This is a genomic window from Pseudomonas sp. D4002, from assembly GCF_013385665.1.
Lineage (GTDB): Bacteria > Pseudomonadota > Gammaproteobacteria > Pseudomonadales > Pseudomonadaceae > Aquipseudomonas.
Window position 1 is genome coordinate 274,663 of the sequence record NZ_JACAPN010000009.1, and the last position, 14,021, is coordinate 288,683.

The 14,021-nt window shown below is 61.2% G+C and carries 10 protein-coding genes; 8 read left to right on the forward strand and 2 right to left on the reverse strand.

Annotation, left to right across the window (positions count from 1 at the left end):
* Nucleotides 1-48: 48 nt before the first annotated feature.
* On the reverse strand, nt 49-2,424 hold the full coding sequence (gene ppsA / locus HX824_RS03775) for a phosphoenolpyruvate synthase (RefSeq protein WP_003215003.1): 2,376 nt from the start codon (nt 2,422-2,424) through the stop codon (nt 49-51).
* A gap of 178 nt (nt 2,425-2,602) precedes the next feature.
* Here ppsA and HX824_RS03780 point away from each other — a divergent pair, with 178 nt between their 5' ends.
* Nucleotides 2,603-3,421, forward strand: a complete 819-nt coding sequence (locus HX824_RS03780; RefSeq protein ID WP_003215001.1) for a pyruvate, water dikinase regulatory protein — start codon at nt 2,603-2,605, stop codon at nt 3,419-3,421.
* 190 nt (nt 3,422-3,611) lie between these two features.
* Here HX824_RS03780 and HX824_RS03785 read toward each other — a convergent pair whose 3' ends face one another.
* The gene (locus HX824_RS03785) at nt 3,612-5,036 is read right to left on the reverse strand and encodes a PLP-dependent aminotransferase family protein (protein ID WP_032899027.1); all 1,425 of its coding nucleotides are present in this window, start codon (nt 5,034-5,036) and stop codon (nt 3,612-3,614) included.
* Nucleotides 5,037-5,186: 150 nt separating this feature from the next.
* Between HX824_RS03785 and HX824_RS03790 the strand changes: the two genes are divergently transcribed.
* The 7 genes from HX824_RS03790 to HX824_RS03820 all read left to right on the forward strand — a co-directional run bounded on the left by HX824_RS03790 (nt 5,187) and on the right by HX824_RS03820 (nt 13,936).
* Nucleotides 5,187-6,080 (forward strand): DMT family transporter, encoded by an 894-nt coding sequence (locus HX824_RS03790; RefSeq protein ID WP_177054154.1) that lies wholly within the window; start codon nt 5,187-5,189, stop codon nt 6,078-6,080.
* 1 nt (nt 6,081) lies between these two features.
* Entirely contained in the window at nt 6,082-7,941 is a 1,860-nt protein-coding gene (moeB, locus tag HX824_RS03795) for a molybdopterin-synthase adenylyltransferase MoeB (protein WP_134325939.1), read from the forward strand.
* Nucleotides 7,942-7,965: 24 nt separating this feature from the next.
* Nucleotides 7,966-8,880, forward strand: a complete 915-nt coding sequence (locus HX824_RS03800) for a PLP-dependent cysteine synthase family protein (protein ID WP_043225528.1) — start codon at nt 7,966-7,968, stop codon at nt 8,878-8,880.
* Between the two features lie 22 nt (nt 8,881-8,902).
* On the forward strand, nt 8,903-9,895 hold the full coding sequence (locus tag HX824_RS03805; RefSeq protein WP_003214992.1) for a serine O-acetyltransferase: 993 nt from the start codon (nt 8,903-8,905) through the stop codon (nt 9,893-9,895).
* A 2-nt stretch (nt 9,896-9,897) separates the two neighbouring features.
* A complete protein-coding gene (locus HX824_RS03810; protein WP_003214990.1) occupies nt 9,898-10,626 on the forward strand; it encodes an alanyl-tRNA editing protein in 729 nt (242 codons plus the stop codon).
* Between the two features lie 227 nt (nt 10,627-10,853).
* The gene (locus HX824_RS03815) at nt 10,854-12,599 is read left to right on the forward strand and encodes an ABC transporter permease subunit (protein ID WP_102368360.1); all 1,746 of its coding nucleotides are present in this window, start codon (nt 10,854-10,856) and stop codon (nt 12,597-12,599) included.
* A 14-nt stretch (nt 12,600-12,613) separates the two neighbouring features.
* Nucleotides 12,614-13,936 (forward strand): AAA-associated domain-containing protein, encoded by a 1,323-nt coding sequence (locus HX824_RS03820; protein ID WP_008432668.1) that lies wholly within the window; start codon nt 12,614-12,616, stop codon nt 13,934-13,936.
* The last annotated feature ends 85 nt before the right edge of the window (nt 13,937-14,021 follow it).

A 14,021-nucleotide genomic window follows, 5' to 3' on the forward strand; every position in this document is an offset into this window, starting at 1 on the left:
AAATGCCGGCCAACCGCAAGGTTGACCGGCACTTTTGGGTGTTGCGTGTTACGCCTGGGCTTGACCTTCAGCCAGGAAGAACCAGGTTTCCAGTACGGAATCGGGGTTCAGCGAGACGCTTTCGATGCCCTGCTCCATCAGCCACTTGGCCAGGTCCGGGTGATCGGAAGGGCCCTGGCCGCAGATCCCGATGTACTTGCCGGCCTTGTTGCACGCCTGGATGGCGTTGGCCAGCAGCTTCTTGACCGCAGGGTTACGCTCGTCGAACAGGTGGGCGATGATCCCGGAGTCGCGGTCCAGGCCCAGGGTCAGCTGGGTCAGGTCGTTGGAACCGATGGAGAAGCCGTCGAAGAACTCCAGGAATTCTTCAGCCAGGATGGCATTGGATGGCAGCTCGCACATCATGATGACGCGCAGGCCGTTCTCGCCACGGGACAGGCCGTTTTCAGCCAGCAGGTCCACCACCTGGCTCGCTTCACCCAGGGTGCGCACGAACGGCACCATGATTTCGACGTTGGTCAGGCCCATCTCGTTGCGCACGCGCTTGAGGGCACGGCATTCCAGCTCGAAGCAGTCGCGGAAGGCTTCGCTGATGTAGCGCGAGGCGCCACGGAAGCCGAGCATCGGGTTTTCTTCTTCCGGCTCGTAAAGCTTGCCGCCGATCAGGTTGGCGTACTCGTTGGACTTGAAGTCCGACAGGCGCACGATGACCTTTTTCGGGTAGAACGCCGCTGCCAGGGTGCTGATGCCTTCCACCAGCTTCTCGACGTAGAAGCCCACCGGGTCGTTGTAGCCGGCGATGCGCTTGTCGACGCTTTCCTTGATGTCCGGCGGGAGGCCGTCGTAGTTCAGCAGAGCCTTGGGGTGCACACCGATCATGCGGTTGATGATGAACTCCAGGCGGGCCAGGCCCACACCGGCGTTCGGCAATTGCGCGAAATCGAAGGCGCGGTCCGGGTTGCCGACGTTCATCATGATCTTGAACGGCAGGTCGGGCATGGCGTCGATGGAGTTTTGCTTGATATCGAAGCCCAGCTCACCTTCGAAGATGAAGCCGGTGTCGCCTTCAGCGCAGGACACGGTCACGCCCTGGCCGTCTTTCAACAGTTGGGTGGCGTTACCGCAACCGACCACTGCCGGAATCCCCAGCTCGCGGGCGATGATCGCCGCGTGGCAGGTACGCCCGCCACGGTTGGTGACGATGGCACTGGCGCGCTTCATCACCGGTTCCCAGTCCGGGTCGGTCATGTCGGAGACCAGCACGTCGCCTGGCTGGACCTTGTCCATCTCGGACACGTCCTTGATGATCCGCACCTTGCCGGCGCCGATGCGCTGGCCGATGGCACGGCCTTCCACCAGCACGGTGCCGGTTTCTTTCAACAGGTAGCGTTCCATGACGTTGGCCGAGGTGCGGCTCTTCACGGTCTCAGGGCGGGCCTGGACGATGTATAGCTTGCCGTCGTCGCCGTCCTTGGCCCATTCGATGTCCATCGGGCACTTGTAGTGCTTCTCGATGATCATCGCTTGTTTGGCCAGTTCGCTGACTTCGGCGTCGGTCAGGCAGAAACGCGCGCGTTCGGCCTTGTCGACATCAACGGTTTTCACCGAGCGACCGGCCTTGGCCTCGTCGCCGTAGATCATCTTGATCGCCTTGCTGCCCAGGTTGCGGCGCAGGATGGCCGGGCGGCCGGCTTCAAGGGTGTGTTTATGGACGTAGAATTCGTCCGGGTTCACCGCGCCTTGTACGACGGTTTCGCCGAGGCCGTAGGCGCCGGTGATGAACACCACGTCGCGGAAGCCCGATTCGGTGTCCAGGGTGAACATCACGCCGGCGGTGCCGGTTTCCGAACGCACCATGCGCTGCACACCGGCAGACAGGGCCACCAGCTTGTGGTCGAAACCCTGGTGCACGCGGTAGGAAATGGCGCGATCGTTAAAGAGAGAGGCGAACACTTCCTTGGCCGCGCGGATCACGTTTTCCACGCCGCGGATGTTCAGGAAGGTTTCCTGCTGGCCGGCAAAGGAGGCGTCAGGCAGGTCTTCGGCGGTGGCCGAGGAGCGCACGGCGACAGCCATGTCGGGGTTACCGGCCGACAGCGTGGCAAACGCGGTGCGGATCTCGGCGTTGAGCTTCTCGGGGAACTCGGCTTCCATGATCCATTGACGGATCTGGGCGCCAGTCTTGGCCAGGGCGTTGACGTCATCGACGTCCAGCGCATCGAGGGCGGCATGGATCTGATCGTTGAGGCCGCTCAACTCGAGGAAATCACGGTAAGCCTGGGCAGTGGTGGCAAAACCACCTGGCACCGATACACCGGCACCCGCAAGATTACTGATCATCTCGCCCAGGGATGCGTTCTTGCCCCCTACGTGCTCTACATCATGGACGCCGAGCTTATCGAGGGAAACTACGTACTCTACCAAGGTGATCTCTCCACTTTCTGTGTTGGAAAAGCTCAGGACGCCGGCGGCTCAGTAGGAGCGGTTACCGGCGTTTGTGGCCTGGACCTGGAAAATAAGTGAGAATGCGGCCCACTGCGGGACGGCAAAATCGCGCCTATCATATCCAAGATTCGTCATCAGCTTAAGGCCCAAGGCTCAAATGAAACGATCTGCTTTCTTTATCTCCGACGGCACCGGCATTACAGCCGAAACCCTGGGTCAAAGCCTGCTGGCGCAGTTCGAAAACATTACCTTCAGCAAATTCACGCGACCCTATATCGATAGCGTGGATAAAGCGCGAGCCATGGTACAACAAATCAATCTGGCGGCCGAAAAAGACGGATTTCGTCCGATCATTTTCGACACCATCGTCAATCAGGACATTCGTGAGATCCTCGCCACCTCCAATGGTTTCATGATCGACATCTTCTCTACCTTCCTGGCGCCGCTGGAACAAGAGTTAAGTGAACATTCGTCATACTCTGTCGGAAAATCTCACTCCATTGGCCATAACTCCAACTATATGGAGCGGATCGAGGCGGTGAACTTCGCCCTCGACAACGACGACGGCGCCCGCACCCACTACTACGACAAGGCTGATTTGATCCTGGTGGGCGTGTCCCGCTGCGGCAAGACGCCGACCTGCCTTTATATGGCCATGCAGTTCGGGATTCGCGCGGCCAACTACCCGCTGACCGAAGACGACATGGAGCACCTGACGCTGCCGAGCGCCCTGCGCGCGCACCAGCACAAGCTGTTCGGGCTGACCATCGACCCGGACCGCCTGACGGCGATTCGCAACGAGCGCAAGCCCAATAGCCGTTACTCCAGCTATGCGCAGTGCGAATTTGAAGTGCGGGAGGTGGAAAATCTGTTCCGCCGGGAAAATATTGCGCACATCAATTCCACGCATTTTTCGGTGGAAGAGATTTCGGCGAAGATTCTGGTGGAGAAAGGGGTGGAGCGGCGGTTCAAGTAACTCCGCGCTCTGGCCAAGGTGCTTGTGTGGCGAGGGAGCTTCTGTGGCGAGGCAGCTTGCTCCCGCTCGACTGCGCAGCAGTCGCAAACCAGACGACTGGTATTTAGTGAATGGCTTTGGGGCTGCTTCGCAGCCCAGCGGGAGCAAGCTCCCTCGCCACAGGGGTCATGTTCACAACAAGCTGTTGGGTTCACAGGTGAAACCGCCCCCCGCCCTGCCCCAGCGCCGTCGCCAGCGCATCGAACCCATCCAGCAGCAACTGATCATCCCCCGACGTATTGCAGATGCTCGCCCGAATGAATTGCGGCACCGCCGTCTGCCCCACGGCAAACGCTTCGGCTGTCGCAATCAGGTAATTGTTCTGCTTTAACTCCGCCTCGATTTCCGACGCGCGCCATGGCTCCGGGACTTCGATCCAGAAGTGCGGGCTGTTCAGGTGAGTGCGGTACTCCAGCCCGATCAACAAACCTTCCACCAGTGCCTTGCGGCGGCTGATTTCCTGGATCTGCTGGTGCAACAGGTGTTCCGCCGTGCCGTTTTCGATCCACTGGGTCGCCAGTTCCAGGGTGACCGGCGTGGCCATCCAGCAGGTGGAACGCAAGGCCGCAGAAATCCGGCTGACCAGCGCCGGCGGTGCATGCACGTACCCAACGCGCAAGCCTGCCGATACCGCCTTGCTCAGGCTGCTGATCAGAATCGTACGCTCCGGGGCAAAATGACTCAGGGGCGGCGGACGGTCTTCCACCAGCACACCGTGGGCCTCGTCCTCGAGAATCAGCAGATTGTGCTCGCGGCACACTTTGACCAGCGCCTCACGGCGCGCGACCGATAGCACCGCTGTCGTAGGATTCTGGATGGTCGGCGTGCAGTACAACGCCGACACCCGGTGATTGCGGCAGACTTCATCCAGCGCCCCCGGCAGCAGCCCTTCTTCATCCATTTCCAGGCCGATCAGGCGAATGCCCAGCATGCGCGCGGCGGTGATCAACCCCGGATAGGTCAACTGTTCGGTCACCACCGTATCGCCGGCTCGCAACAGCGCCATCATTGCGCAGAGCAACCCATGTTGGCCGCCGTTCACGCAAATCACCTGCTCGGGAATCGGGTGGAAATCCCGCTGCACCAGCCACTGCGCACCCGCCGCCCGGTAACGCGGCAGCCCGGCATCCGGGGTGTAGGCACTGATGTCCTGCAAGAACTTGGCGTTGTTCGCCAGCGTCTGGAAGCTCTGGGCCAGAAACGTGGTCTCCTGCCCGGGGATGTGCATGTTGCGGCTCATATCAAAGTATTGTCGCGGCTCGTCGCTGAAGTTGCGAAAGCCTTCATCCCGTTGGCGCTCCATCCCACGCTTGCGCACGAAGGTGCCGTCGCCGACCCGCGCCACTACCAGCCCCAGGCGTTCCAGCTCACCGTAGGCGCGGCTGATGGTGCCAATGGTTACCCCCAGATTGTCGGAAAGCACCCGATGAGGCGGCAGTTTTCTTCCCGGTTCAATCAAGCCTTCAAGGATGCCTCGCTCCATGACATCGGACAGGCGCTTGTACTTCACGCCCTGCCCGTTGGAGAGTCCTTCTCGCATAATTGACACCATGTCAATATTTGTTTTGACAGCCATCATTCGCCCTAATAGTGTGCTTTTACGGGTTCAATCACCGAATCATGGCACTCAATATAGAGGTCAATTCGGTCTCATGGAAGCAATGTCACGATGCCAATGTCCGCCGTTCTCGAAAATGCTGAAAAAACAAAAACTCACAAGCAGTGGTTGGCCGGGCTGATTACCAGTGTGATGTTCCTGATCGTGTGTCTCAGCTGGGGCACTACCTGGCTGGGCATCAAGATCGCTGTGGAAAGCGTGCCACCGCTGACCTCCGCCGGGCTGCGGTTCCTGATCGCGTTTCCGCTGTTCCTGTGTTTCGCCTGGGTGCGCCGCGAGCCGATCCTGTTTCCCCGGGAAAGCCGCTGGTTCTTCGTGTTTGTGACGCTGTCCTACTTCAGCATTCCGTATTACCTGCTCAACTACGGCGAGATGCATGTCTCGTCCGGCCTCACCGCGCTGCTGTTCAGCTGCATGCCGGTGTTTATCCTGATTTTCTCCGCGCTGTTCCTGCGCGAGCGCATCTACTTTTCCCAGGTGATCGGTATCGCCATCGGGTTCGGCAGCCTGTACATGATCATCAAGAGCCAGGGCCTGCACCTGGACCATGCCGAGCTCTTCGGCGTGCTGGCGATCCTCGCCGCCGCGATCATGCATGCCTTGTGCTACGTGATTACCAAGAAACAAGGCAGTGCCATCAGCGTGATCACCTACAACACCCTGCCCATCGGCATCGCCGGGTTGATGCTGTTTGTCGCCGGGCTGTGGTTTGAAACCCCGACCTTTGAAGACATCACCCTGCGTTCCTGGAGTGCGCTGTTCTACCTCGGGCTGGTGGCCTCGGTGGGCGGCTTTATCGTGTATTTCATGCTGCTCAAGCGCCTGAGCCCGATCATTCTGTCCTTCGTGTTCATCATCTTCCCGGTGTTCGCGGTGATCATCGGGGCCTGGTACGAGGGCGTGCAGATTTCCAGGGACCTGATGATGTATTCGGCGATCCTGCTGGCCGGCTTTGCCATCACCAAGCTGCCCATCGAAAAGCTCCTGGCGAAGAAAAACTGAGATGAAGGTCCTGAGCCCAAGCGCACTGGAGCAGATCTACGCCCACGCCGACCGCAGCTACCCCGAGGAATGCTGCGGTTTCGTTTTCGCCGATGGCAGCGTGTACCTGGGCAGCAACATCCAGAACGAGCTGCACAGCAAGAACCCGGATATGTATTCACGCAGCGCCGCCAACGGCTACACCTTCTCGGTGGCCGACACGCTGATGATGAACAAGGCGTTTCGCAGTGATAACCCGGTGGTGGTGATCTACCACTCCCACCCTGACGTCGGCGCGTATTTCAGCGACGAAGACCAGGACAAGGCCCTTTTCATGGGCGAGCCGATCTACCCCGTAAGCTACCTGGTAGTGGATGTTCGCCAGGGCAAGACCCAAGGTTCCAAGCTGTTTGCCTGGGATGGCAAACACTTCGCCCAAAAACCCTTCAACGACCTGCAAACGGAGTTGTGCATGAACGCTGTCTCTTTCCCCGACATCCTGGTCCGCGTGGCCAAGCTGCCAGCATCGACCCTCGAGGGTGCCGGATCGACATTGCGCGAAGTCATTGAAAACCTCTGCATCGAGCACCCGCAATTGCGGGCGCACCTGCTCTACGAGAACAACCAGCTCAAGGAACACTTCCTGTTCACCGCCGAAGAGGAACTGATCGACGCCAACGACCGGTTGCCCGAAAAAGCCAAAATCGAAGTGTTGCTGGCCACTTCCGGCGGCATGGACGTCGACCAACTGAGCAACGAAGAAGTGCAGCGCTACGTGCGCCACATCACCCTGCCCGGCGTCGGCCGCGAAGGCCAGTTGAACCTGAAGAAAGCCCGCGTGCTGATCATCGGCACCGGCGGCCTCGGTTCGCCCATCAGCCTGTACCTGGCGGCAGCCGGCATCGGCACCCTGGGGCTGGTGGATTTCGACGTGGTGGAAAGCAGCAACCTGCAACGCCAGATCGTCCACGGCAACAGCACCCTGGGCCTGCCCAAGGTCGAGTCCGCCAAGCAGCGCTTGCAGGACCTCAACAGCCACATCCAGATCAACACCTACGACACCGCCTTCAACACCGACAACGCCCTGGAACTGGTGGGCGCCTATGACCTGGTGATCGACGGCACCGACAATTTCGAAACCCGCTACCTGGTCAACGACGCTTGCGTGCAGTTGGGCAAGCCGTTGGTGTACGGCGCCATCTACCGCTTCGACGGGCAGATCAGCGTGCTCAACTATAAAGGCGGGCCGTGCTATCGCTGCCTGTTTCCCCAGGCACCACCGGCGGAACTGGCGCCCAACTGCAGCGCCGGCGGGGTCATCGGCGTATTGCCCGGGGTGGTCGGAATGATCCAGGCCACCGAGGCGATCAAGCTGCTGATCGGCATTGGCGAACCACTCTCGGGCCGGCTGATGCGCTTTGATGCGCTGGCGATGAAGTTCAGCGAGATCCGCTTCAAGCGCCGCGCCGACTGCCCTTGCTGCTCGGAACTGCGCCACAGCCAAACCATCGCCCCCGCCGTCTGCGCCGACGCCCTGCCAAGCCAACCGTCGCTGGCTGAAGAGCGCTACATCAAGCCGCGGGTGCTCAAGCAACTGCTCGAGCAACACAGCAAGGCCGACGTACTGCTGGATGTGCGGGACGCCAGCGAGCTGGAAGTGTGCAAGTTGCCGGGGGTGGTGCACATCCCGCTGGCCGAGCTCGACGGGCAACTCGCCAACCTCAGCCGCGACAACACCCACTACCTCATCTGCTACGCCGGGACCCGCGCGGAGCAAGCCGCCAGTACCTTGCTGGCCGCCGGATTCGCCAACACCAAAGTACTGCAAGGTGGCATGAAACACTGGGTTCGCGACGTCGAACCCGACATGCCTTTGTACTGATCAGCGGCCATGGGCTCTTACTTGATGTTGCATAACTCGATACTCGACGCCATTGGCCAAACGCCCATCGTGCGCCTGGAACAGTTTTCCGAAGACCTCGGCATCGAGGTCTACGCCAAGCTGGAATCCCTCAACCCCGGCGGAAGCCACAAGGCACGCATCGCCCTGGGCATGATCCTCGACGCCGAGCGCCGGGGCATTCTGATTCGTGGCTCAGGGCAAACCATCATTGAGCCCAGCGGCGGCAACACCGGCATCGGCCTGGTGATGGCCGGTAACGTGCTGGGCTATAAAGTGGTGCTGGTGATCCCCGACAACTACAGCCCCGAGAAGCAGAAACTGCTGCGCCTGTACGGCGCCAGGGTGGTGCTGTCGGACAGCCGCCTGGGCAACAATTCCCACGGCGAAAAGTGCATGGAGCTGCAGCTGGAAAACCCCAGCTACGTGATGCTCAACCAGCAGCGCAACGGCGCCAACCCGCAGACCCACCGTGACACCACCGCCCGGGAAATCATCCGCGCCTTCGGCGAGCTGCGTGTGGACTACTTCGTCAGCGGCATCGGCACCGGGGGCCATATCACCGGCATCGGCGAAACCCTCAAGAGCACCTGGCCGGCGATCCGCGTGATGGGGGTGGAGCCGGAAGAGTGCGATCTGCTCAGCGACCGCCATGCGCCGCACCATATCCAGGGCCTGTCGATCGGCTTGATCCCGAGCATTCTCAACGTCGCGATCATTGACGGGATGCTCAAGGTGTCGCGCCAGGAATGCCTCGACATGATCAAACGCATCATGCGCACCGACGCCATCAGCCTCGGGCTGTCGTCGGCCGCCAACATGGTAGCCATCGCCAAGCTGGCGCCGGAGCTGCCCACCGACACCGTCGTGCTGACCATGGTCTACGACAGTGCCGACAGCTATCTGCCCTGTTTTGAATAACAACTATTGCGGGGGTGCCTCCATGGGGGGCTTTATCGACATGCAACAACTGCACGATGAGTTGCTCACCCACCTCATCACCACGCTCACGCCTGCGCAGTTGAAGCAGCTGGAGGCGCATCTCGCGCCGCTGATCCAGGCGGCGGCCCAGGCGGTGGCCGAAGACCTGATCGCCTATGCCTGGCGCGACCCGGCGTCCCGTGGGCGCGGAGAGCTGATCCTGGAGTCCTACGCCTCGTTCAAGGCCGTGCTGTATTACCGCCTGGCCCACCTGGTGTGGAATTTCCCGGACAAGAACAACGGCGTGTTTTCCGCCATCGCCCTGAAGCTGAGCAACCAGGGCAAGATCCTGTCCGGCGCCGAAATTCACCCCGCGGCGCGGATCGGCCGGCGCTTTGTGCTGGACCACGGTTACGGCACGGTCATCGGTGAAACCTGCGAGATCGGCAACGACTGCTACATCCTCTGCGGCGTGACCCTCGGCGCCCGGGGCATCGCCAACAACCCGGACGGCAAGCGCCACCCGCGGCTGGGCAACAACGTGGAAGTCGGCTCCGGCGCACGGGTGCTCGGTTACGTGCTGATCGGCGACAACGTGTTCATCAGCCCGTCCTGCGTGATCACCCAGGACGTGCCGGCCGGCACCAAGGTCAAGGTGGTCAACCAGATCCAGTTGCAGAAAAACGATGAGTCGGACCACAGCAATTACCTCGGCGCGTTTGCCCTCGACGAACGCCTGCACGTGGTGGGCGAAGTCAACGCCAGCCACAAGGTGACGGTATTGGACGCTGACTTTCATCCCCTGCCCGGCCTGCTGCTGGAGCCGACAGTCAAGGAACGTCATCACCTGCAATTCCGCCTGCGGCACATCGAAACCAACGCCTACCCGCCGCGCCTGCCGCTGAACCTGAAAGTGACCGGGCCCGAATTTGAAATCACCCTGCTATCTCCTCCTGGCTTGAGCGCGATGGTTCGTCGCCTGCTGCAAGCCAGCCCACTGATCGTCGGAGGTTGAACATGTCCGTGCACACCATGGAAACCCTCGCGCTGTTCGACAGCGCGCCTTACCAGAATGCCTTCAGTGCGCGGGTGATTGCCGTCAGCGAACAGGGAATCGCCCTGGAGCACACGCTGTTCTACCCCACCGGCGGCGGCCAACCGGGGGACACCGGTCATTTCATCCTGCCCGACGGCAGCCGCGTGGACATCACCGGCACCGTGCGTGACCCGGTGCTGCGCTCGATCATCTGGCACCAGGTAGAACACTGCCCCGAGCAACTGGCCGCCGGGATGCAGGTAGACGCCAGCCTGGACTGGGAACGTCGCTACCAGCACATGAAAATGCACACCTGCCTGCACCTCCTGTGCTCGATCATCGACGCTCCGGTGACCGGTTGCAGCATCGGCGCCGACAAGGGCCGCCTGGATTTCGACCTGCCGGAAATGACCCTCGACAAAGAGACCATCACCCGTGACCTCAATGCCTTGATCGAACAGGCTCATGGGGTGAAAACCCTGTCCATGCCCGCCTCGGAGTATTCAACCCTGCTGCAGATCACTCGCACCCAGGCGGTGGCGCCACCGGTCATCCAGGGGGCAGTACGGGTGATTGAAATCGCCGGGATCGATATCCAGCCCTGCGGCGGCACCCATGTGACCAATACCGAGGAAATCGGCCGGGTGTTCTGCGAAAAAATCGAGAAGAAGAGCAAACACAATCGCAGGGTGATCCTGCGGTTTGAATAACCGCCGAGCGACGACCGGGGCGCCGACGCCCTAGTCGCCGTTCGTACAGGAAACTGACAGCAAATTTATGCGCTTGTAACATTCAGAAACGTACAATCCCGCCAGCAACGCCTCGTTGCCCCTGACTCGCGAAAACAGCGCCCGCCCTTCTCGGTGGGTCATTCGTGCAGCAGCTAAGCTCACTCCCATCACGCCCCTGAACCTGAACGCTGCAGGAATGACTGCCTATGAAAAGAGTGTTCCGTCACTACATCCCTGCATCCACATTGCGCTTGCTACCCAACCGCTGGGATTTGGTCGCCCTGCCCCTGGTGATCGGCTTTTTACTGTTTTTCTCCATCACTGCACGGGAAACCTGGGCGCCCATCGCCACCCTGCAGAGTGAAGTGATCTCGCTGGACCCGGCCAACCTGCCGGAATACGCGATGCGCACCACGATGCGCATGCTCGCGGCGATGGTTGCAGCGCTGGTGTTCACCCTGTTGTACGGCACCCTGGCCGCCAAAAGCCGGCGCGCCGAGAAACTGCTGGTGCCCGTGCTCGACATCCTGCAATCGGTACCAGTGCTGGGTTACATCTCGTTCACGGTGACGTTCTTCCTGCTGCTGTTCCCCGGGCGTGTGCTCGGCGCGGAGTTCGCGGCCATCTTTGCGATTTTCACCAGCCAGGCCTGGAACATGACGTTCAGCTTCTACCAGTCGCTGCGCATGCTGCCCCATGACCTGGTGGAAGTGTCGACCAACCTGCGACTTTCCGGTTGGCAGCGGTTCTGGAAGCTCGACGTGCCCTTCGCCATGCCCGGGCTGGTGTGGAACATGATGATGAGCATGTCCGGCGGCTGGTTTTTCGTGGTCGCCTCCGAGGCCATTACCGTCGGCGACAAGACCATCACCTTGCCGGGCGTGGGCTCATACCTGGCCCTGGCGATTGCCCAGAAAGACCTGCACGCCGTGGGCTACGTGATCCTGGCGATGATTGTGGTCATCCTGATGTACGACCAGTTCCTGTTCCGCCCACTGGTGGCCTGGGCCGACAAGTTCCGCATGGAGACCACCGCCTCCCAGGGTGCCGCGCCGCAATCCTGGCTGCTGAACCTGATCCAGCGCACGCGCATCGTCCAGCGCGTCCTGCGGCCTGTCACCCGCGCCATCAGCCGCATTGGCAACAAGCGCTTCAGCCTGGCGGGCGGTGCACTCAAGGCGCTGCCGGCAGAAACCCCGAAAGCGTCAAAAGTGATCGACTGGGTATGGGGCGCACTCATCGCGCTGCTGGCCGCTTATGCGCTGTACCACATCGTGCAGTACGTCGGCACCGAAGTGACCCTGGCCGAAGTCGGCCACGTATTTGTGCTGGGCTTCATCACGCTGCTGCGTGTGGCTGGCCTGATCCTGATCGCCTCGCTGATCTGGGTGCCGCTGGGCGTGATGATCGGCTTGCGCCCGGCCCTGGCGGAAAAGATCCAGCCGCTGGCGCAGTTCCTCGCGGCCTTCCCGGCGAACCTGCTGTTCCCGGTGTTCGTCATCGTGATCCTGCACTACAACCTCAACCCGGATATCTGGCTGAGCCCGCTGATTGTGCTGGGCACCCAGTGGTACATCCTGTTCAACGTGATCGCCGGAGCCAGCGCGTTCCCGAATGACTTCAAGGAAGCCGCCGCCAACTTCCGCATTCGCGGCTGGTTGTGGTGGCGCAAGGTGATGCTGCCGGGGATTTTCCCGTACTACGTCACCGGCGCGATTACCGCCTCGGGGGGTGCCTGGAACGCCAGTATCGTGTCCGAGTACGTGTCCTGGGGCCACGACAACGTGGTCGCCCACGGGCTGGGCGCCTACATCGCCCAGACCACCGCGGCCGGCGACTTCCCGAAGATCGCCCTGGGCGTGGTGGTGATGTCGATCTTCGTGGTGGCGTTCAACCGCGCTGTGTGGCGGCCGATGTACGCCATGGCTGAAAACAAACTTCGTCTGAATTGATGGGACTCGCTGTGATGACTACCTATACCGAGCATGCCGCCGACACTCCGGAAATCTACTCGTTGAAAAACGTGAACCGGGTGTTCGGCAAAGGTAAAGACGAGCTGCAAGTCCTCAGCGGCGTGAACTTGAGCCTGCACGAAGGCGAGATTGTCGGCATGCTCGGCCGGTCCGGCTCGGGCAAGTCGACCTTGCTGCGCATCATCGCCGGGCTGATTCAGCCGTCGTCGGGCGAAGTGCGCTACAACGGCGCGCCACTCACCGGCCCGGCCGAAGGCGTGGCCATGGTGTTCCAGACCTTCGCGCTGTTCCCGTGGCTGACCGTGCTGGAAAACGTCGAGGCCGGCCTGCAAGCCTTGCAGGTCGAGCGCAAGGAATCCCGCAGGCGCGCCCTGGCGGCCATCGACCTGATCGGCCTGGACGGTTTTGAAAACGCCTACCCGCGCGAACTGTCCGGCGGCATGCGCCAACGTGTGGGTTTCGCCCGCGGGTTGGTGGTCAACCCGACCCTGTTGCTGATGGACGAACCGTTCTCGGCGCTGGACGTGCTCACCGCTGAAACCCTGCGCACCGACTTGCTGGATCTGTGGAGCGGCAAGCAACTGCCGATCAAGTCGATCCTGATCGTGACCCACAACATCGAAGAAGCCGTGCTGATGTGTGACCGCATCCTGGTGCTGTCGTCCAACCCTGGCCGGGTGGTGGCCGAGATCAAGGTGCCGTTTGCCCACCCGCGCAACCGCCTGGACCCGACCTTCCGGCAAATGGTCGACGACATCTACGCCCTGATGACCGACCGCCGCAGCGCCGACGCGAGCAGAGGTTTGCCTGAGCTGAAAATGGGCAGCCTGTTGCCGGAAGTCTCCACCAACCTGATGGCTGGCCTGATCGAAACCCTGGCCGCCGAGCCCTACAATGGCCACGCCGGCCTGCCGACCGTGGCTGAACGGCGTTTGCTGGAAGTCGACGATCTGTTCCCGGTGGCGGAGATGCTTGAGCATTTGGGCTTCGCCGAACTCAAGGGTGCCGATATCACCCTGACCGATGCCGGCAAACTGTTCGCCGACTACGGCACCCAGGAGCGTAAAACCCTGTTCGCCGAACACTTGATCCGCCACGTGCCATTGGCCGCGCGCATTCACCAGGTGTTGCTTGAGCGCAGCGGCCACCGGGCGCCACGGGTGCGCTTCGAGCAGGAGCTGGAAGACTCGATGACGGAAGCCTTTGTGGAGAAAACCCTGGAAAGCGTGGTGGCCTGGGGGCGGTATGCGGAGATTTTCTCCTATGACGACCATACCGAGACATTCAGCCTGGATGATGTGGAAGGCAGCATGTAGGTTTAATGTGGGAGCGGGCTTGCTCGCGAATGCGGTGGATCAGCCATATATGTATTGGCTGACACTCCGCATTCGCGAGCAAGCC

Bases quoted from the DNA above. Each gene is read 5' to 3' on its own strand.
- HX824_RS03780 (WP_003215001.1), top strand. From the start codon at position 2,603: ATGAAACGATCTGCTTTCTTTATCTCCGACGGCACCGGCATTACAGCC.
- HX824_RS03785 (WP_032899027.1), bottom strand. From the start codon at position 5,036: ATGGCTGTCAAAACAAATATTGACATGGTGTCAATTATGCGAGAAGGA.
- moeB (WP_134325939.1), top strand. From the start codon at position 6,082: ATGAAGGTCCTGAGCCCAAGCGCACTGGAGCAGATCTACGCCCACGCC.
- HX824_RS03800 (WP_043225528.1), top strand. From the start codon at position 7,966: ATGTTGCATAACTCGATACTCGACGCCATTGGCCAAACGCCCATCGTG.
- HX824_RS03805 (WP_003214992.1), top strand. From the start codon at position 8,903: ATGGGGGGCTTTATCGACATGCAACAACTGCACGATGAGTTGCTCACC.
- HX824_RS03810 (WP_003214990.1), top strand. From the start codon at position 9,898: ATGTCCGTGCACACCATGGAAACCCTCGCGCTGTTCGACAGCGCGCCT.
- HX824_RS03815 (WP_102368360.1), top strand. From the start codon at position 10,854: ATGAAAAGAGTGTTCCGTCACTACATCCCTGCATCCACATTGCGCTTG.
- HX824_RS03820 (WP_008432668.1), top strand. From the start codon at position 12,614: ATGACTACCTATACCGAGCATGCCGCCGACACTCCGGAAATCTACTCG.